The 18625-nt window shown below is 64.8% G+C and carries 17 protein-coding genes and 1 tRNA gene; 15 read left to right on the plus strand and 3 right to left on the minus strand.

Annotated elements, in window-relative coordinates; genetic code table 11:
* Nucleotides 1-7: 7 nt before the first annotated feature.
* Nucleotides 8-1171 (minus strand): S1C family serine protease, encoded by a 1164-nt coding sequence (locus ACSFBL_RS13780; RefSeq protein WP_435516344.1) that lies wholly within the window; start codon nucleotides 1169-1171, stop codon nucleotides 8-10.
* Between the two features lie 310 nt (nucleotides 1172-1481).
* Between ACSFBL_RS13780 and ACSFBL_RS13785 the strand changes: the two genes are divergently transcribed.
* The 3 genes from ACSFBL_RS13785 to pdxA are packed head-to-tail and all read left to right on the plus strand — an operon-like array spanning nucleotide 1482 to nucleotide 4650.
* Nucleotides 1482-2825, plus strand: a complete 1344-nt coding sequence (locus tag ACSFBL_RS13785) for an MFS transporter (RefSeq protein ID WP_435516345.1) — start codon at nucleotides 1482-1484, stop codon at nucleotides 2823-2825.
* A complete protein-coding gene (locus tag ACSFBL_RS13790) occupies nucleotides 2825-3598 on the plus strand; it encodes a Nif3-like dinuclear metal center hexameric protein (protein WP_435516346.1) in 774 nt (257 codons plus the stop codon). The genes ACSFBL_RS13785 and ACSFBL_RS13790 overlap by 1 nt, the downstream gene beginning before the upstream one ends.
* Nucleotides 3595-4650, plus strand: coding sequence for a 4-hydroxythreonine-4-phosphate dehydrogenase PdxA (gene pdxA / locus ACSFBL_RS13795; RefSeq protein ID WP_435516347.1), 1056 nt, complete (start codon nucleotides 3595-3597; stop codon nucleotides 4648-4650). The genes ACSFBL_RS13790 and pdxA overlap by 4 nt, the downstream gene beginning before the upstream one ends.
* On the opposite strand, the gene mscL is transcribed toward pdxA, so the two are convergent.
* Nucleotides 4637-5062: a large conductance mechanosensitive channel protein MscL gene (gene mscL / locus ACSFBL_RS13800; protein ID WP_435516348.1), complete on the minus strand. Its 426-nt coding sequence runs from the start codon at nucleotides 5060-5062 to the stop codon at nucleotides 4637-4639. The two genes, pdxA and mscL, sit on opposite strands and share 14 nt — an antisense overlap.
* A 178-nt stretch (nucleotides 5063-5240) precedes the next feature.
* On the opposite strand from mscL, the gene petA reads away from it, so the two are divergent.
* The 8 genes from petA to ACSFBL_RS13840 all read left to right on the plus strand — a co-directional run bounded on the left by petA (nucleotide 5241) and on the right by ACSFBL_RS13840 (nucleotide 12706).
* Complete coding sequence (gene petA, locus ACSFBL_RS13805; protein ID WP_435516349.1) at nucleotides 5241-5855, plus strand: ubiquinol-cytochrome c reductase iron-sulfur subunit; 615 nt, start codon at nucleotides 5241-5243, stop codon at nucleotides 5853-5855.
* 14 nt (nucleotides 5856-5869) lie between these two features.
* The gene (locus tag ACSFBL_RS13810; RefSeq protein ID WP_435516350.1) at nucleotides 5870-7270 is read left to right on the plus strand and encodes a cytochrome b; all 1401 of its coding nucleotides are present in this window, start codon (nucleotides 5870-5872) and stop codon (nucleotides 7268-7270) included.
* A 16-nt stretch (nucleotides 7271-7286) separates the two neighbouring features.
* Complete coding sequence (locus ACSFBL_RS13815; protein WP_435516351.1) at nucleotides 7287-8042, plus strand: cytochrome c1; 756 nt, start codon at nucleotides 7287-7289, stop codon at nucleotides 8040-8042.
* A 95-nt stretch (nucleotides 8043-8137) separates the two neighbouring features.
* Nucleotides 8138-8749, plus strand: coding sequence for a glutathione S-transferase N-terminal domain-containing protein (locus ACSFBL_RS13820; protein WP_007835362.1), 612 nt, complete (start codon nucleotides 8138-8140; stop codon nucleotides 8747-8749).
* A 19-nt stretch (nucleotides 8750-8768) separates the two neighbouring features.
* Nucleotides 8769-9341, plus strand: a complete 573-nt coding sequence (locus ACSFBL_RS13825; RefSeq protein ID WP_435516352.1) for a ClpXP protease specificity-enhancing factor — start codon at nucleotides 8769-8771, stop codon at nucleotides 9339-9341.
* A gap of 41 nt (nucleotides 9342-9382) precedes the next feature.
* A tRNA-Thr gene (locus ACSFBL_RS13830) sits at nucleotides 9383-9458 on the plus strand.
* A gap of 62 nt (nucleotides 9459-9520) precedes the next feature.
* The gene (locus tag ACSFBL_RS13835; protein ID WP_435516353.1) at nucleotides 9521-10261 is read left to right on the plus strand and encodes a PepSY-associated TM helix domain-containing protein; all 741 of its coding nucleotides are present in this window, start codon (nucleotides 9521-9523) and stop codon (nucleotides 10259-10261) included.
* Between the two features lie 129 nt (nucleotides 10262-10390).
* Complete coding sequence (locus ACSFBL_RS13840) at nucleotides 10391-12706, plus strand: hypothetical protein (protein WP_435516354.1); 2316 nt, start codon at nucleotides 10391-10393, stop codon at nucleotides 12704-12706.
* 25 nt (nucleotides 12707-12731) lie between these two features.
* On the opposite strand, the gene ACSFBL_RS13845 is transcribed toward ACSFBL_RS13840, so the two are convergent.
* Complete coding sequence (locus ACSFBL_RS13845) at nucleotides 12732-13037, minus strand: hypothetical protein (RefSeq protein WP_435516355.1); 306 nt, start codon at nucleotides 13035-13037, stop codon at nucleotides 12732-12734.
* Nucleotides 13038-13214: 177 nt separating this feature from the next.
* On the opposite strand from ACSFBL_RS13845, the gene secA reads away from it, so the two are divergent.
* The 4 genes from secA to mutT are packed head-to-tail and all read left to right on the plus strand — an operon-like array spanning nucleotide 13215 to nucleotide 18618.
* Nucleotides 13215-15992, plus strand: a complete 2778-nt coding sequence (gene secA, locus ACSFBL_RS13850; RefSeq protein ID WP_435516356.1) for a preprotein translocase subunit SecA — start codon at nucleotides 13215-13217, stop codon at nucleotides 15990-15992.
* Between the two features lie 22 nt (nucleotides 15993-16014).
* Nucleotides 16015-17244, plus strand: coding sequence for a bifunctional glutamate N-acetyltransferase/amino-acid acetyltransferase ArgJ (gene argJ, locus ACSFBL_RS13855; RefSeq protein ID WP_435516357.1), 1230 nt, complete (start codon nucleotides 16015-16017; stop codon nucleotides 17242-17244).
* 58 nt (nucleotides 17245-17302) lie between these two features.
* A complete protein-coding gene (locus ACSFBL_RS13860) occupies nucleotides 17303-18175 on the plus strand; it encodes an ATP-binding protein (RefSeq protein ID WP_435516358.1) in 873 nt (290 codons plus the stop codon).
* Between the two features lie 8 nt (nucleotides 18176-18183).
* Nucleotides 18184-18618 carry an 8-oxo-dGTP diphosphatase MutT gene (mutT, locus tag ACSFBL_RS13865; RefSeq protein WP_435516359.1) on the plus strand — a complete coding sequence of 145 codons (435 nt, stop codon included), beginning with the start codon at nucleotides 18184-18186 and terminating at the stop codon, nucleotides 18616-18618.
* Nucleotides 18619-18625 lie beyond the last annotated feature (7 nt).

Here is an 18625-nt window from a genome sequence, read left to right on the forward strand (position 1 = left end):
TGCGCGTTCACTCGGTTTCGTTCTGCGCGCGGCGGACGGATGACCGGGGGCGCAGGCCCGGCGTCACGTCCAGCTCCAGTTTGTCGCTGCCGCGCTGCAGGGCAAAACGCGCCGCATTGCCCGGCTTGAGGCCGGCGACTGTGGTCAGGAGCTCCTGCACGTTGCCGATGTTCCTGTCGCCCACGCTGGTAATGACGTCGCCCGGGCGAACGCCGGCCTTGGCCGCCGGACCGTTCTGCAGCACCCCGGTGATGATCACGCCGGCGCTCGCCTTGACGCCGAAGGTCTCGGCCAACTCGGGCGACAGGTCGTTCGGCTCCACCCCGATCCAGCCACGGGTGACCTTGCCTGCCTTAACGATGTCCTCCAGCACTTGCTTGGCGGTCGACACCGGAATGGCGAATCCGATGCCCAGGCTGCCGCCGGAACGGGAGTAGATGGCGGTGTTGATGCCTTCGAGATTGCCGTTCACATCGACCAGCGCCCCGCCGGAGTTCCCGGGATTGATCGCCGCGTCGGTCTGGATGAAGTTCTCGAAGGTGTTGATACCGAGCTGGTTGCGCCCGAGCGCGGAGACGATCCCGCCCGTTACGGTCTGGCCGACGCCGAACGGATTGCCGATGGCGAGCACCTGGTCGCCCACCTGGAGCGCGTCGGAATTGCCCAGCACGATCACCGGCAGCTTGTCGAGGTCGATCTTGAGCACCGCCAGATCGGTGTCGGGATCGGTGCCGATCACCTTGCCGCGCGCATGACGGCTGTCGTTGAGCGTGACGTCGATCTCGTCCGCGCCTTCCACGACATGGTTGTTGGTGAGGATGTAGCCGTCGGCGCTCACGATCACGCCGCTGCCCAGCCCGACCTGGGGCTGGTCCGCGCCCTGGTCGCCGAAGAAGAAGCGAAACCACGGATCGTTGTTGCGAGGTGAAAGCTGCGCAGCCTTGCTGGTATTGATGCTGACGACTGCCGGCGAAGCCTTCTTGGCGGCGGCGCTCAGGCTGCCCGGCGCGATAGCGGCCGGACTCGTGGCCGGCGCTTCGATGACCGCGACCACGCCCCCGAGCGAGCCTGCCCGGCGATTGAGCCATTCGGGCTTGAGGGTCGCGACGACGAAAAAGGCCGCGAGGAGGATGGTGACGGCTTGGGCAAACAGCAGCCAGGTGCGTTTCATGAAGGACGTGAAGAAGACTTTGAGCGACAGGCGCTTCACCCTGCGGAAGCGCCAAACAGCCGATTGTCCCTCAACGGTCCGGACGACCCTTTGACCTGAACTTCGACGAGGTTGGCCCGTGCTGGATGCGGACGGCTCACGGGGGATACGGGAAAACCCTAAAATTCAAGGACTTGCAGCCGGCGTGCCCTACAGGGCGTTCTCCGGTGTGGCGCGCACGAGACCCGCAGCGACAGGCCGCATCCGCAAGAGCCCACGGCCTCCGGCTTACCGGAGCGCCTCGTCCTACTGTTCTGCTTTGCGATTGCCCATGACTGCACCAGCCCTTGGCGGCGCCGCTTCAGCGCCTTCCGCGCCCACGCGCACCCTCAACGCCCGCGACTACAAGACGCTTGCCCTGTCCGCCCTCGGCGGCACGCTCGAGTTCTACGACTTCGTCATCTACGTGTTCTTCGCGACGGTGCTGGGCGCACTGTTCTTCCCCGTCGACATGCCCGACTGGCTGCGGCAACTGCAGACCTTCGGCATCTTCGCCGCCGGCTATCTGGCGCGACCCTTGGGCGGCATCGTGATTGCGCATTTCGGTGACCTGCTCGGGCGCAAGCGGATGTTCACGCTGTCGATCTTCCTGATGGCGGCGCCGACGCTGGTGATCGGCCTGCTGCCGACCTACGCCAGCATCGGCGTGGCAGCCCCACTGCTCCTGCTCGCCATGCGCGTGCTGCAGGGCGCGGCCATCGGCGGCGAAATGCCCGGGGCATGGGTGTTCGTGGCCGAGCACGTGCCGGTGCGCCGCTACGGGTTCGGCATCGGCACGCTGACCTCGGGCATCACGGGCGGCATCCTGCTGGGTTCGCTCGTCGCCGTGGCCATCAACCGGCACTACACGCCGGTCGAGGTCAGCGACTTTGCCTGGCGCATCCCGTTCATCCTGGGCGGTGTGTTCGGACTGGTGTCCGTCTACCTGCGCCGTTTCCTGCACGAGACGCCCGTGTTCCAGGAACTCGCGGATCGCCGCAACGTGGCGCGCGAGCTTCCGCTCAAGACGATCCTGCGCGAACACCGCGGCGCCAGCGTGTTCGTGGGACTGCTGACCTGGGTCCTCTCGGCAGCGATCGTGGTGGTCGTGCTCTTCACGCCGACCTATCTGCAGAAGGTGCACCACGTCCCGCCGGCGCTTGCACTGGAGGCGAACGCGGTGGCAACGCTGATGCTCACGCTGGGATGCATCCTGGTGGGCTGGGCCTGCGACCGCATCGGCACGCGCGCCGTGATGCTGATCGGCTGGGGTGGCCTGCTCGTCACCACCTATCTTTTCTACACGAGCCTGCCCGGCACGCCGACCTCGCTCGTCTGGCACTACGGCCTGGTCGGCTTGTTCGTCGGCACCATCGCGACCGTGCCGATCGCCGGCGTGCGCGCATTCCCCGCACCGGTGCGCTTCTCGGGGCTTTCGTTCGCCTACAACATGTCGTATGCGATCTTCGGCGGCCTGACGCCGGTGATCCTCACGCTGTGGCTGCAGAAGGACCCGATGGCGCCGGCCCACTACGTCGGCGCGCTCGCAGTGCTCGGTTTCGTGCTCGGGTTGTTGCCCCTCGCGTCGCGCGGCCATGCGATGCGGGCGGTGCCGGCCCGGTCCACAATGGCGTGATGAGCACGACCCGCCACGAACTTCTCCACGCGTTCGACCTGCTGCTCGCGCCCGAGCGCTTCAAGGACTACGGGCCCAACGGTCTGCAGGTCGAAGGTCGCACTACGGTGCGCAAGATTGTCTCCGGCGTCACGGCGAGCCGTGCGCTGATCGAGGCGGCCATTCGCGCCGAAGCGGATGCGATCTTCGTCCACCACGGTCTGTTCTGGCGGGGCCAGGATGGGCGGGTCACAGGCTGGATGCGCCAGCGACTGGGCCTGCTGCTGGGGGACGACGTCAATCTGTTCGCCTACCACCTGCCGCTCGATGCGCATCCCGAACTCGGCAACAACGCGCAGCTCGGCGCGCGCCTGGGCCTCGCAGCGCGCCCCGGCACCGCCGGCCGTTTCGGCGAACAGGAACTGGGCTTCATGGGCGGGCGGGAGAACGGCGAGGGGTTCGCCAGCGCCAAGGCCCTGGCCGCCCATGTGGAGAAGGCGCTCGGCAAGCCGGCGACACTGGTGGACGGCGCACCGCGACCGATTCGAAGCGTCGCCTGGTGCACGGGCGGGGCGCAGAGCTATTTCGAAGCCGCAATCGCTGCCGGCGCGGATGCTTTCATCACCGGCGAGATTTCCGAACCCCAGGCGCACTACGCACGCGAGATGGGCGTTGCCTTCCTGGCCTGCGGACACCATGCAACCGAACGGTACGGTGCACAGGCAGTCGCGGGCCATGTGGCCGCGCAACTCGGTCTGGCGCACGAGTTCATCGACATCGACAACCCGGCGTGAGCAGCGTTCGGTCTCCCATCGCCATCACGCTCGGCGACCCGGCGGGCATCGGGCCCGAGATCATCGCCAAGGCGTTCCGCGACGCGGGCAGTCTTGTGCAAGGGTGCTTCGTGGCCGGTGACGTCGACACGGTGAGACGCGCGGCCCAGGCACTTGCGGCACCCGGTGCACCGGCGCTCCCCGTGGCCTTGATCGAGTCGCCGACCGACGTGCGTGGCACACCGCCGGGCTGCATTCCGGTGCTGCAAGCCGTCGAAGCGCCGAAGAGCCCGATTGCGACGGGCCAGGTCAGCGCCGATGCAGGGCGCGTCGCCGGAGACTGCGTCGCGTGGGCTGCGCGCGCGGCCCTGCGCGGCGAGGTGGCTGCGATCGTGACCGCGCCATTGCACAAGGAAGCGCTGGCGGCCGCGGGGTTCCCGTTCCCCGGTCACACCGAGTTGCTCCAGGCCGAGACCGCGGCCTACCTTGCCCGCCCGGTCGCCCAGGTGCCGGTGCGGATGATGCTCGCCAACGACGAGCTTCGGACGGTGCTCGTGAGCATCCACGTGTCACTGCGCGATGCGATCGAGGCAGTGACCTTCGACGGCGTGCTCGAGACGATGCGCATCACACACAGCGCTTTGACGGCCGTGCTGGGCCGGGCGCCGCGCATCGGCGTGGCCGGCCTCAACCCACATGCAGGGGAGGGTGGCCTGTTCGGCTCGGAAGAGCGGGACATCATCGCGCCGGCCATCGCGGCGGCCCGTGCCGAAGGCATCGTCGCGGACGGGCCTCATGCGCCGGACACGATTTTCATGCGGGCCCGGGCCAAGGCGCACAGCGCCGGCGAGTTCGATGTCGTGATTGCGATGTACCACGACCAGGGCCTGATCCCGGTCAAGTACCTCGGCGTGGAGAAGGGCGTGAATGTCACGCTCGGACTGCCGCTGGTTCGCACCAGTCCCGATCACGGGACTGCCTTCGACATCGCAGGCACCGGGCGGGCCGACCCGTCGAGCCTGATCGAGGCGATCAGGATGGCGAGGTCGCTCTCGGACGTCAGGGGCGCTTGAGGTTGTCGCGGATCTCGCGCAGCAGCACCACTTCCTCGGGCGGCGCTGCGGGAGGGGCAGCCTCCTGGCTCTTCTTCAGCTTGTTGATCTGCTTGACCATCAGGAAAATGATGAAGGCCAGGATCACGAAGTTGACGGCGATGGTGATGAAGTTGCCGTATGCCAGCACCGGCGCACCGGACTTCTTCAGGTCGGCCAGGTTGTTGGCAACGCCCGCAGGCGTTGGACCCAGCACGATGTAGAGATTCGAGAAATCGAGCTTGCCGAATACCAGCCCGACAATCGGCATGATGATGTCGCTCACCAGGGAGTCGACGATCTTGGCAAAGGCAGCGCCGATGATCACACCGACCGCAAGGTCGATCACGTTGCCCTTGACGGCAAATTCGCGGAACTCCTTCAGAAAGCTCATGTCGGGTACCTCTCATGTGCGGTTGTTGAACGCAGGCCAGTATAGGGGCCGACCTTGCCGTCGCAGGCCCGAGGCGCGCCTGCGACTACGGGGTCGTGGCGCGTTGAATTCACTTCTTACGCTCCGCTACAATCGTTGGTTGACCCCAAGCCCCTAGCGAAGAACATTGAGGATCCCCATGAGTGACAGCACCGCCGGCCGCCCCCGGATCGACACCAGCAAGCGGACGTGGTTGATCGCATCAGGTTGTGCGGGCGCAGTGGGCGGGGTGGCAGTGGCCGTCCCGTTCGTGAGCTCCTTCCAGCCCTCCGAGAAAGCCAAGGCAGCCGGTGCGCCGGTCGAGGCCGACATCAGTGGCCTTCAGGTGGGCGAGAAGATGACGGTCGAATGGCGCGGCAAGCCGGTGTGGATCCTGAAGCGCACGCCGGCACAGGTCGCCGAACTCCCCAATCTCAATCCGCTGCTCGCCGATCCGCTGTCCAAGCGCAATCCCGACGAGTTCACGCCGGTCTACGCCCGCAATGACCACCGTTCGATCAAGCCTGAAGTCCTGGTGGTCGTGGGCATCTGCACCCACCTCGGCTGCTCGCCGACGGACAAGTTCCAGGCCGGGCCCCAGCCCTCGCTGCCCGACAACTGGGAAGGCGGCTTCCTCTGCCCCTGCCACGGATCGACCTTCGACCTGGCCGGCCGCGTCTTCAAGAACAAGCCTGCGCCGGACAACCTCCCGGTGCCTCCGCACATGTACCTCTCCGACACGCGCGTCTTGATCGGTGACGACAAGAAGGCCTGAAGGGGAACGACGACATGGCTGAATTCAAGGAAATCTCCCCCAACGCACCCGCCGCCGAGAAGGCACTTAACTGGGTCGACAACCGATTCCCGCTGACCAAACTGTGGAACGACCAGTGGGGCAAGTACTACGCGCCGAAGAACTTCAACTTCTGGTACATCTTCGGCTCGCTCGCGATGCTGGTCCTCGTGATCCAGATCGTGACCGGCATCTTCCTCGTGATGCATTACAAGCCGGATGCCACGATGGCATTCGCTTCGGTCGAGTACATCATGCGCGACGTGCCCTGGGGCTGGCTCATCCGCTACATGCACTCCACGGGGGCATCCGCCTTCTTCATCGTGGTGTACCTGCACATGTTCCGCGGGCTGATCTACGGCAGCTACCGCAAGCCGCGCGAACTGATCTGGATCTTCGGCTGCGCGATCTTCCTGTGCCTGATGGCCGAGGCCTTCATGGGCTACCTCCTGCCCTGGGGCCAGATGAGTTACTGGGGCGCGCAGGTGATCGTCAACTTGTTCTCCGCGATCCCCTTCGTGGGCCCGGACCTCGCGCTACTGATCCGCGGTGACTATGTGGTGAGCGATGCCACCCTCAACCGCTTCTTCAGCTTCCACGTGATTGCCGTGCCGCTGGTGCTGCTCGGCCTCGTCGTCGCGCACCTGATCGCGCTGCATGAAGTGGGCTCGAACAATCCCGACGGCATCGAGATCAAGGCCAATCGCGGTCCCGATGGCCACCCGGTGGACGGCATCCCGTCGCATCCGTACTACACGGTGCACGACATCTTCGGCGTGGTGGTGTTCCTCACGATCTTCTCGGCGGTGATCTTCTTCGCGCCTGAGGCTGGCGGCTACTTCCTGGAATACAACAACTTCATCCCGGCCGATTCGCTGAAGACGCCGAATCACATTGCGCCGGTCTGGTACTTCACGCCGTTCTATTCGATGCTGCGTGCCATCACCAGCGAGATGATGTATGCGCTCATCGCCTGCGTGGTGGGTGCAGCGGCCTTCGGCGTCTGGAAGGCGCGCGTGCCCCAGTTCGTGAAGGTTGCCATCGTGGTGGCGGCGGTCGTCGTCGCTGCGCTCATGCTCTCGATCGACGCCAAGTTCTGGGGCGTGGTCGTGATGGGCGGCGCCGTCATCATCCTGTTCTTCCTACCATGGCTGGATCACAGCCCGGTCAAGTCGATCCGTTATCGGCCGAGCTGGCACAAGTACCTGTACGGCGTGTTCGTCGTCAATTTCGTGGTGCTGGCCTATCTGGGCGTGCAGCCGCCGTCGCCGATCGGCGAGCGCGTGTCGCAGGTCGGCACCCTGTTCTATTTCGGTTTCTTCCTGTTGATGCCATGGTGGAGCCGCCTCGGTGAATTCAAGCCGGTCCCCGAGCGCGTGAACTTCGCAGCGCATTGACCGGGAGAGCACAAGAATGAAGAAACTGATCCTCACGTTGATCGCAGCGCTCGGCATCGTCACCGGCGCACACGCCGCGGAAGGCGGCATTCCCTGGGACAAGGCGCCGAACCGCACCAACGATCTGGCGTCCTTGCAGAACGGCGCGAAGCTGTTCGTCAACTACTGCCTCAACTGCCACTCGGCTGCGTTCATGCGCTACAACCGGCTGCAGGACATCGGCATCTCGGAACAGCAGATCAAGGACAACCTCCTATTCACGACCGACAAGGTCGGCGAGACGATGAAGGCCAACATCGATCCGCGCCAGGCCAAGGAATGGTTCGGCACCGTGCCGCCCGACCTGACGCTGGTGGCACGTTCGCGTGCCGGTCATGGCGGCACCGGCGCGGACTACCTCTACACCTACCTGCGTACCTTCTACCGAGACGACACCAAGGCCACGGGTTGGAACAACCTGGCGTTCCCGGCTGTCGCGATGCCGCACGTGCTGTGGGAACTGCAGGGCGAACGCCGTCCGATCTTCGACAAGGTCGAGGCGCATGGCCATGAGACCGAAGTGTTCAAGGGCTGGGAGCAACTCACTCCCGGTACCATGACGCCGATGCAGTACGACCAGGCGATGGGCGACCTCGTGAGCTATCTGCAGTGGATGGCGGAACCGGCGCAGAACACCCGCATCCGCGTGGGCGTCTGGGTGCTGCTGTTCCTTGTCATGGCAGTGGTCTTTGTTTGGCGCTTGAATGCCTCGTACTGGAAAGACGTCAAGTAGTACGAACGATGCCGATCGGGCGCCACAAGCGTCCGGTCCCGCAGAGTGGGTTGCCAACGCGACCCACTCTTTTTGATTTTTAGGAGCCTTTCGCCATGATGGTCTTGTATTCAGGAACGACCTGCCCTTTTTCACACCGCTGCCGCTTCGTGCTGTTCGAGAAAGGCATGGATTTCGAGATTCGCGATGTCGATCTGTACAACAAGCCTGAAGACATCAGCGTGATGAATCCGTACGGCCAGGTGCCGATCCTGGTCGAGCGCGACCTGATCCTGTACGAGTCGAACATCATCAACGAGTACATCGACGAACGCTTCCCGCATCCGCAACTGATGCCCGGCGACCCGGTCGACCGCGCGCGTGTCCGCCTGTTCCTGCTCAATTTCGAGAAGGAACTGTTCGTGCACGTGTCCACGCTGGAAAACCGCACGACCAAGGGCAACGAGAAGGCGCTCGAAAAGGCGCGCTCGCACATCCGCGATCGCCTGACGCAACTCGCCCCGGTCTTCCTCAAGAACAAGTACATGCTGGGCGACAACTTCTCGATGCTCGACGTCGCGATCGCCCCGCTGCTCTGGCGGCTGGACTACTACGGCATCGACCTCAGCAAGAACGCCGCACCGCTCCTGAAATACGCCGAGCGCATCTTCTCGCGCCCTGCCTACATCGAAGCGCTGACGCCGTCCGAAAAAGTCATGCGCAAGTGAGCCTGCGGCGCAGCCAGCCATGATCAACGCGCTCGAGTCGTCTTCCACCCGCCCGTACTTGATCCGGGCGCTGTATGAATGGTGCACGGACAACGGCTTCACGCCGTATGTGGCGGTGCAGGTCGACGACACCGTCCAGGTGCCGCGCGAATACGTCAAGAACGGCGAGATCGTGCTCAACATCAGCTTCGACGCGACCAGTTCGCTCAAGCTGGGCAATGATTTCATCGAGTTCAAGGCGCGTTTCGCCGGCACGGCTCGCGAGATCAGCGTGCCGGTGGGACGTGTGATCGCCATCTACGCGCGCGAGAACGGGCAGGGGATGGCCTTTCCGGCTCCCGCGCCCGCGCAGGCGGATGGCGCCGCGCCACCCACTTCGACGACACCCACACCTTCGGTTTCGGCTTCGCGCACGCCATTGCGTGACGCATCGCGCGGCACCGAGGGCGACGCGAGCAAGATCGTTCATCTCGTGACGGGCGAGGGTACGGAGGAAGCGGTGGAGGCCAGCAGCACACCGACCGACTCCGAAGAGCCCCCGCGTCCGCCGACCGGTGGCGGATCGCGCCCCTCTCTCAAGCGGATCAAATGAGCGCTGCGGCCAACGCCGCACCGCTAAAATCCTCCCTCACCGCCGCTTTAGCTCAGTTGGTAGAGCAACCGCCTTGTAAGCGGTAGGTCGTCAGTTCGATTCCGACAAGCGGCACCATCAAAGATCGCGAAACCGCTCCCCGTTCCAGCCTCGTGCCGGGAGCGGCGTTGCAGCACGATATGGACAACGTCATCCCGCAGGATCCTGGTCGCAGCGCCTCGTCCCTTTCCGCCGATGCCCGAACGCGCTCGCATCAGCGCCGCACGATGATCGTCCAGTGGATTCGCAAGACGCATGGCTGGTTCGGATTGTGGGGAGCGATCCTCGGCCTGATCTTCGGCACGGCCGGCATCTGGTTGAATCACCGCGCAGTGCTGAAGCTGCCGATGGAGCAGCAGCGCATCAATGCCCAGCTGGTCTTGCCCGACCCCGCGCCGGCCACTGCGGAAGATATGGCCGCATGGCTGCAATCGGCGCTGAATCAGAGCGGCCCGCCGAATACCGTCCGGACCGAGCCGTCAAGGCCTGTCGCGTGGACCGAGAAGGGCAAGCGCGCTCCAGCAGCGGATGCGACGGAAGCCGCGGTACCGACGAAACCGCTCATGCAACCCGAGCGCTGGGTCTTCAATTTCGGCGGCCCCGACACCATCGTGCAGGCCGACTACTGGCTCGGCAATCGGTCGGTGGGCGTCACGACCACGAGCAACGGATTTGTCGCGACGTTGACCAATCTGCACAAGGGCACAGGAATGCCCGTCGCGTGGATCCTGCTCGTCGATACATTGGCGGGCAGCCTGATCTTCCTGTCGATCTCAGGGGTAACGCTCTGGATGCTGACCCATCGGCGGCGGCGCGTCGGCCTCGTCATCTTCGGCACGTCGGTTGCGCTGACGCTCGGGCTGGTGTTCGCCCGCATCTGAGGCGTTGCGCTGCGCGCCAGGGCGCAAATGCATCTGGATGGGGTCGCCATGACCGTCCCGTTCGAGGGCCCGACCTAAACATTCGACAAGATCGTCCGATAAGGGGAAGACCCCTTCACGGCGATCTTCATGTCCTCCACTTCTTCCATTACCTTGTCGACGCGTCTGGAACTGCTCAATGCGGGCATCCACGATGCAAATGAGGCGGCAACCCCCGAAGCAGCCAGGACGGCCGCCGCGAGCGCGGCCGCTTCAGCGACCGGCCAGGCCGCACCCGTCGCGCCTTCCTCCGCCAGCGTCACGATCAGCGCCGCCGGAGCGCAGATGTCTGCCGTGGCGGCAGCGCCCGCGCCCGTCGACTACACCAACCGGATCAAGCCTTCGGGCAACATCAACATCGATGCCCTGCTTGCGGGTGGGAGCGCATGGTTCCACACGGCGGGCGCCAGCGGGGCCGTTCCCTCGGCCGTCGCCCGCCATGAACTGACCTTCAGCTTCCTCGACAGCGCGAGCGGCTTGTCCGGCTCGGATGCCAACGGCTTTCAGGCGTTGGACGAGACGCACAAGCAGGCGGTGCGCGATGCGCTTGCCTACATCTCGACGGTGGCGGGTGTCACCTTCACCGAGGTGGCCTCCGGTGGAGACATCAAGTACGGATCGAACGTGCAAGCCGCGAGCGCCGGCTACGCCTCGTACCCCGACCCCATGGCGGGATCGAAGGTAATGCTGGCCAACAACCAGGGCAGCTACGCCGATACCAGCAAGGGCGCTTACACGCGGGAGGTGATCCTCCACGAGACGTCGCACGCCCTGGGGCTCAAGCATCCAGGCAACTACAACGCGGGCGGCGGCGGAACGCCGGGGCCCTACCTGCCGGCCGCGACGGACAACCGCGGCAACACGATCATGTCGTACAAGGACGCGAGCAACGTCAAGGAGATCAAGCAGGTCGGGGGGATGTATGTCACGTCGACGATCAACCCCGACACCTTGCAGGCGAACGACGTCATGGCGCTGCAGTACCTGTACGGCGCGCCGGGCACCGTCAACGCCCAGGACTTCTCATGGTCCGACGGCCAGGCGATGTCGCAGACCATCTGGAGCAGCAACACGGACAGCACCATTGACCTGTCGAACCAGACGGGCACGAACATCGTGGATCTCCGTGCTGGCAACTTCAGCAGCATCGGCATCCACGATGCGTACGCCAGCGTGGGTGGAAAGGCCGCGTACACGGCCACGAAGACCATGGTGAACGGCAAGCTGGTACCGATCTCGTCGGTGCTCGGCACGCCCACGTACACCGGCATCAACAACGTCAAGATCGCGACCGGAAGCCACATCCGCACCGCGGTGGGCGGCAGCGGCAACGACACCTTTGTCTCGAATGGCGAAGGCAACCATCTGGATGGCGGCGTCGGCGACGATGCGTTCTTCCTGAGTGGCGGTGACGACGTTGTCACGGGAGGAGCGGGCAGCGACACCGTCTATCTGAAGAATGTCTCGGGCGCCGTGTGGACGCTGAGCGACGACCACGCCACCGCCACCCTGACGAAAACCGTCACCGATCCGAAGACAAAGGTGGTGACGACGACCACGCTCTCGACAGTGACCCTGGACGGCATCGAGCATGTCGGCTTCTGGAGCGGCTCCGGGACCGGCACGGCGATCAAGGGCACCGGAGCCTTCATGTACGACGCGTTCAGCGGCACCAGCGGGAACGACACTTTCGTCGCCAAGGGCAAGAGCGATATTTCCGGTGGCGACGGCACCAACCAGTTCTTCGTGGGCGACAGCAGCACCGTCACCGGCGGATCGGGCGACGATTCGATCTACCTCAAGACGGTCGCTGGCGCGGCCTGGAGCTTCAACGCGGACCGCACGCAGGCCGTACTGACCAAGAGCGTGACCGATCCCAAGACCAAGGTCGTGACCACGACGACCCTCCAGACGGTGAACATGACCGGGATCGAACACATCGGCTTCTGGAACGGCACGACTGCCAAGGCCACGGGCATGGCCTTCGACCAGTTCACCGGCGGCGCAGGCGACGACACCTTCGTTGCCAAGGGACAGAGCGTGATCCGTGGAGGCGATGGAACGAACGCCTACTACCTCGGCGGTGACGCCACCGTGACCGGCGGTGCCGGCAGCGACACGGTCTACCTGAAAACGGTCGCAGGTGCCACGTGGAGCCTGAGCGCTGATCGCACACTCGCCCAACTGATCAAGTCGATCACCAATCCGACCACGCATGCCGTGACGACCACGACGCTCCAGACCATCAGCATGAACGGCATCGAACATGTCGGCTTCTGGAATGGCACGACGGCCAAGCCTCTGGCGAAGCCCGCGCCGCTCGCCTCCGAGTTGGCGGGCGGCCAGGCCGCGGCTTACGCCAGCGGTCCGGACCCTTCGAGCGGAAAGCTGGACGTCGCCGCCTGACCGAGGCGCGCCGCGCGATCCGCGCTCAATGGCGCGATTGCACCTTGATACGAATCGTCGCGACGTCCCAGCCGCGGGATTTGAGCCGTGCCTGCAGGACGGGGGCCAACTGGCGCAGCTTGGCGGCCGCCGAACTCCCGTAGACGAGCAGGCACCAGACATCGCCCTCGGCCGGGCCGGCCTTGACGCCGGCGCGCATCTCCGGCGGGATCAGGTCCTGGATTGCGGCGAGACGTTCGCCCGACTCGCGAGCGCGCGCGGCGAGGCCGGCGAGGGTGGGGGAGCCCTCAGTGGCCTCCAGCAAAGTGACGGCGTTGAAGCGGCGGTTCATGGGGAAAGGTCTGCGGTCGGGAGGTTTGGACAAGACGGCTAAAATCAACGGTTTGCCGGCAATCCTGCGGGCCGGTCGGCTTGCTTTCCGGCAAAGCGCGCCCAAGTTCCTTCTCGTCTATCTTAGGGATTTCGGTCGAGGCAGTCGCGTACGGCGAGTGTGCTTCGATCTCCATTCATGGCCACCAACTTCCTGACCCAAATTTTCGGCAGCCGCAATGATCGGCTCCTGAAGCAGTATCGCAAGACGGTTGAACGCATCAACGCGCTGGAGCCAGCGTTCGAGAAGCTCGATGACGGCGCATTGCGCGCGAAGACGCAGGAATTCAGGGATCGCCTTGCCAAGGGCGAGGCACTCGATGACCTGCTCCCCGAGGCCTTCGCAACCGTTCGCGAAGCATCCAAGCGGGTCATGAAGATGCGCCACTTCGACGTCCAGTTGCTGGGTGGCATGGCGCTCCATAACGGCAAGATCTCCGAAATGCGCACGGGCGAGGGCAAGACCCTGACCGCCACGCTGCCGGTCTACCTGAACGCGCTCACCGGCAAGGGCGTGCACGTGGTCACGGTGAACGACTACCTCGCCAGCCGCGACGCCACCTGGATGGGTCGGCTCTACAACTTCCTCGGTCTCAGCGTCGGCATCAACCTGCCGCAGATGCCGCGCGAGGAAAAGCAGCAGGCCTACGGCAGCGACATCACCTACGGCACGAACAACGAGTACGGCTTCGACTACCTGCGCGACAACATGGTCTATGAGCCGGGCGACCGGGTCCAGCGCGGGCTGAACTACGCCATCGTCGACGAAGTGGACTCAATCCTGATCGACGAGGCGCGCACGCCGCTCATCATCAGCGGCCAGGCCGAGGATCACACCGAACTGTACCTGGCGATCAACAAGGTCGTCCCGCTGCTGGTCCGCCAGGAAGGCGAGGCCGATCCGCGCACCGGCGAGGGCGTCACGAAGCCCGGCGACTTCACGGTCGACGAGAAGACGCACCAGGTGTTCATGACCGAAGACGGCCATGAAAAGGCGGAGCAGATCCTCTCGGAATTCAAGCTGCTCCCCGAGGGCGCTTCGCTCTACGACCCGGCCAACATCACGCTGATGCACCACCTGAATGCGGCGTTGCGTGCACGGCACCTGTACCACCGCGACCAGCACTACGTGGTGCAGCAGGGCGAAGTGGTCATCGTCGACGAATTCACCGGCCGCCTGATGACGGGCCGCCGCTGGAGCGACGGCCTGCACCAGGCGGTGGAAGCCAAGGAAGGCGTCGAGATCCAGGCCGAGAACCAGACGCTCGCGTCGATCACGTTCCAGAACTACTTCCGCCTCTACGCCAAGCTCGCGGGCATGACCGGCACGGCCGATACCGAGGCGTATGAATTCCAGGAGATCTATGGTCTGGAGACCATGATCATCCCGCCGAACCGGCCGAGCAAGCGCGAAGACCAGTTGGACCGGGTCTACAAGACCACCCGCGAAAAATACGAGGCGGCCATCCGGGACATTCGCGAGTGCTACGAGCGCGGACAGCCGGTCTTGGTCGGCACCTCGTCGATCGAGAACTCCGAAATCATCGCCGGCCTGCTCGAGAAGGCCGATCTCCCGCACCAGGTGCTCAATGCCAAGCAGCATGCGCGAGAGGCGGAGATCGTGGCGCAGGCGGGCCGGACCAAGATGATCACGATCGCCACCAACATGGCGGGCCGTGGTACCGACATCGTGCTCGGCGGCAATGTCGAGAAGGCCATCGAAGCGGTCGAGGCCGACGAGGCGCTCGAGCCCGCAGCCAGGGCGGCCGATGTCGCTCGACTGCGCGCGCAATGGGACAAGGACCACGAGTTCGTGAAGTCGCTGGGCGGCCTGCGCATCATCGCGACCGAACGCCACGAATCGCGCCGCATCGACAACCAGCTGCGCGGTCGTTCGGGCCGCCAGGGCGACCCGGGCTCCTCGCGCTTCTACCTGAGCCTGGACGATCCGCTGATGCGCATCTTCGCAGGCGACCGGGTGAAGGCGATCATGGATCGACTCAAGATGCCCGACGGCGAGGCGATCGAAGCCGGCATCGTCACGCGCAGCATCGAGAGCGCGCAGCGCAAGGTCGAGGCGCGCAACTTCGACGTTCGCAAGCAACTGCTCGAATACGACGACGTGTCGAACGACCAGCGCAAGGTGATCTACCAGCAGCGCAACGACATCCTCGACGCGGGCGACCTGACCGCGCAGATCGAGGCGCTGCGTGAAGGCTGCTTCGGCGATCTCGTCCGCCAGTACGTGCCCAACGAATCGGTCGAGGAGCAGTGGGATCTCGCCGGGCTGGAGAAGGTGCTGGCCGACGAATGGCATATCGAGATGCCACTGCGCAAGGATGTCGAGGCCGCGACGGCCATCGGCGACGAAGACGTGGTGGAAAAGGTCGTGACCGCGGCCAACGATGCGTTCAACGCCAAGGTTGCGCTCATCGGCCAGGAGAACTTCACGCAGTTCGAGCGCATGGTCCTGCTGCAGAGCATCGACACCCATTGGCGCGAGCACCTGGCCTCGCTGGACTACCTGCGCCAGGGCATCCATCTTCGCGGCTACGCGCAGAAGCAGCCCAAGCAGGAGTACAAGCGCGAAGCTTTCGAACTCTTCGGCCAGCTGCTCGACTCGGTCAAGAACGAAGTCACCCGTCAGCTCATGACGGTGCGCGTGCAGTCCACCGAGCAGCTCGAGCAGGCGGCCGAGGCCATGGAAAGCCGCGGCGAAAACGTGGCGAACATCACCTACACCGCGCCCACGGAGACCGGCGAAGTCGAAGTCCGCGTCGACGAGGAAAGCTTGCGCCGGCAGGCCGCAGGCGGGCTGAGCGCTGGCGCCGCCGCCTATGCACGCGTGGGCCGCAACGACCCTTGCCCTTGCGGCAGTGGCAAGAAGTTCAAGCAGTGCCACGGCAAGCTCACCTGATATCTGTCAGCAGGATTTATCCATGCCCGTGAATCTTTCCGCTCCCGATCCCGCGGCGTTGCACGCGGTTGCCGGTGTCCGCATCGGTGTCGCCGAAGCCGGCGTGCGCAAGGCCAATCGCAAGGACCTGACGGTCGTGCTGATCGACGAGGGCGCCGCGGTGGGCGGTGTCTTCACGCAGAACCGCTTCTGCGCCGCGCCGGTCCAGCTTTGCCGTGATCATCTGGCTGCGAACTTCGGTGTTCGCGCCATGCTGATCAACACGGGCAATGCCAACGCCGGTACTGGCGAGGACGGATTGGCGCGCGCGCGTGCGACCTGCATCGCCCTGGCCCGCAAGCTCAATCTCGCGCCTGAACAGATCCTGCCGTTTTCCACCGGCGTGATCATGGAGCCGCTGCCTATCGATCGCATCGAAGCGGGATTGCCCGCGGCCCTGGCTGATGCATCGCCGTCGAACTGGGCGCGCGCCGCCGAGGGCATCATGACCACGGACACCGTGCCCAAGGCGTTCAGCCGGCAGGTGCAGATCGGAGGCGCTACCGTCACGATCACCGGCATCAGCAAGGGGGCAGGAATGATCCGGCCGAACATGGCCACGATGCTGGGCTTCATGGCCACCGACGCGAAGATCGACGCGTCGCTGATCCAGCCGCTCGCCAAGGCGCTGGCCGATGCGTCGTTCAATCGGGTGACGATCGACGGCGACACGTCGACCAATGATTCCTTCGTGGTGATTGCCACGCACAAGGCCGATCACGCAGCCATCACCTCGCTTGAATCCGCCGACGGACGCGCATTGCTCGAAGCGATGCAGGGCGTTGCGCGCCAATTGGCACAAGCCATCGTGCGCGACGGCGAGGGCGCGACCAAGTTCATCACGATCCGCGTCGAAGGTGGGCTCGACACGGCGGAATGCCGGCAGGTGGCCTACGCGGTCGCGCATTCGCCGCTCGTCAAGACCGCGTTCTATGCGAGCGACCCGAATCTCGGTCGTATCCTGGCCGCCGTCGGCTATGCGGGCATCGCCGATCTGGACCAGACGGGCATCGATCTCTATCTCGACGATGTCCACGTGGCGGTCCAGGGCGGCCGCAATCCGACCTACCGCGAAGAGGACGGGCAGCGCGTGATGAAGCAAAGTGAAATCACCGTGCGCATCGGCCTGGGTCGTGGCGACGCCGCAGACACCGTCTGGACCTGCGACCTGAGTCACGACTACGTGTCCATCAACGCCGACTACAGATCATGAAGCCCCCACGCTCGCTTTGCTTGCTCGGCGCCCCAGGCGCGGCCGGGCGGTCGCTGACATGAACGAGAAATTCGAACGCCTGATCGATCGAGCCGAGCAACTGATCAGCCGCATCGAATCCATCCTTCCGCAACCCCTCGCGGCGCCCGCCGACTGGAGCGCCTCCATTGCCTGGCGCTACCGCCGTCGCAGTTCGGGCCACGGCACGCTGGAGCCGGTTCGCCACGTGGCGACCATGTCCCTCGACGCGCTGAAGGAAATCGACGTCCAGAAAGAGAAGATCGAACGCAACACACGGCAGTTCGTCGAGGGCAAGCCCGCGAACAACGTGTTGCTGACCGGCGCACGCGGCACAGGCAAGTCGTCGCTGATTCGCGCCTGCCTCCAGGCCTACGCGCCGCAAGGTCTGCGGCTCATCGAGGTCGACAAGGCCGAACTCACGGATCTGCCGGACATCGTCGAGGTGGTCTCGAACCGTCCGGAGAAGTTCATCGTTTTCAGCGACGACCTGAGCTTCGACGAGGGCGAGCCGGGCTACAAGGCGCTCAAGTCGATCCTCGACGGTTCCATCGCTGCCGCGACGCCCAACGTGCTGATCTATGCGACCAGCAACCGGCGCCATCTGTTGCCGGAGTACATGAAGGAAAACCTCAGCTATACCCATACCGAGGATGGCGAGGTGCATCCCGGCGAAGTGATCGAGGAGAAGATTTCGCTTTCCGAGCGATTTGGCCTGTGGGTCAGCTTTTACCCGTTCAGCCAGAACGAATACCTCACGATCGTTGCGCAATGGCTGTCGTCCTTTGGTGTCGACGCCAAGGCCATCGAGGCTGCACGGCCCGAGGCGCTGGTCTGGGCGCTGGAGCGGGGCTCTCGCAGTGGCCGCGTGGCCTATCAGTTCGCGCGGGACTACGCCGGCCGCGCCGCCTGAGGTCTGCAATGACGGATTCGCGCAAACACACCGAGGTCGCGGTCGGCATCCTGATCCGCGAGGATGACGCGCTACTCCTCTCGACCCGCCCGGAGGGCAAGCCGTACGCGGGTTACTGGGAGTTCCCGGGCGGCAAGATCGAGGCGGGCGAGACGGTCGAGCAAGCCTTGCGGCGCGAACTGCACGAGGAACTCGGCATCACGATCACGGGCGCCGAAGTCTGGAAGGTGACCGAGCACGACTACCCTCATGCGCTGGTGCGTCTGCACTGGTGCAAGGTCAGGGTGTGGGACGGCGACTTCGAGATGCGGGAAGGTCAGACGATGTGCTGGCAGCAACTGCCGCTCGATGTCGTGCCGGTTCTGCCGGGCGCCTTGCCGGTCCTGGGATGGCTCGCCGCCGAACGCGGGCTGCCGGTCCTGCCGGATCCGGCGACCCGCTGATTTTTGC

The organism is Variovorax glacialis, from assembly GCF_051216375.1.
Taxonomy (GTDB): Bacteria; Pseudomonadota; Gammaproteobacteria; order Burkholderiales; family Burkholderiaceae_C; genus Variovorax.

Bases quoted from the DNA above. Each gene is read 5' to 3' on its own strand.
- ACSFBL_RS13825 (WP_435516352.1), top strand. From the start codon at position 8,769: ATGATCAACGCGCTCGAGTCGTCTTCCACCCGCCCGTACTTGATCCGG.
- ACSFBL_RS13835 (WP_435516353.1), top strand. From the start codon at position 9,521: ATGGACAACGTCATCCCGCAGGATCCTGGTCGCAGCGCCTCGTCCCTT.
- ACSFBL_RS13815 (WP_435516351.1), top strand. From the start codon at position 7,287: ATGAAGAAACTGATCCTCACGTTGATCGCAGCGCTCGGCATCGTCACC.
- mutT (WP_435516359.1), top strand. From the start codon at position 18,184: ATGACGGATTCGCGCAAACACACCGAGGTCGCGGTCGGCATCCTGATC.
- ACSFBL_RS13845 (WP_435516355.1), bottom strand. From the start codon at position 13,037: ATGAACCGCCGCTTCAACGCCGTCACTTTGCTGGAGGCCACTGAGGGC.
- secA (WP_435516356.1), top strand. From the start codon at position 13,215: ATGGCCACCAACTTCCTGACCCAAATTTTCGGCAGCCGCAATGATCGG.
- argJ (WP_435516357.1), top strand. From the start codon at position 16,015: ATGCCCGTGAATCTTTCCGCTCCCGATCCCGCGGCGTTGCACGCGGTT.
- ACSFBL_RS13780 (WP_435516344.1), bottom strand. From the start codon at position 1,171: ATGAAACGCACCTGGCTGCTGTTTGCCCAAGCCGTCACCATCCTCCTC.
- ACSFBL_RS13790 (WP_435516346.1), top strand. From the start codon at position 2,825: ATGAGCACGACCCGCCACGAACTTCTCCACGCGTTCGACCTGCTGCTC.
- petA (WP_435516349.1), top strand. From the start codon at position 5,241: ATGAGTGACAGCACCGCCGGCCGCCCCCGGATCGACACCAGCAAGCGG.
- ACSFBL_RS13785 (WP_435516345.1), top strand. From the start codon at position 1,482: ATGACTGCACCAGCCCTTGGCGGCGCCGCTTCAGCGCCTTCCGCGCCC.
- ACSFBL_RS13840 (WP_435516354.1), top strand. From the start codon at position 10,391: ATGTCCTCCACTTCTTCCATTACCTTGTCGACGCGTCTGGAACTGCTC.
- ACSFBL_RS13860 (WP_435516358.1), top strand. From the start codon at position 17,303: ATGAACGAGAAATTCGAACGCCTGATCGATCGAGCCGAGCAACTGATC.
- ACSFBL_RS13820 (WP_007835362.1), top strand. From the start codon at position 8,138: ATGATGGTCTTGTATTCAGGAACGACCTGCCCTTTTTCACACCGCTGC.
- ACSFBL_RS13810 (WP_435516350.1), top strand. From the start codon at position 5,870: ATGGCTGAATTCAAGGAAATCTCCCCCAACGCACCCGCCGCCGAGAAG.
- mscL (WP_435516348.1), bottom strand. From the start codon at position 5,062: ATGAGCTTTCTGAAGGAGTTCCGCGAATTTGCCGTCAAGGGCAACGTG.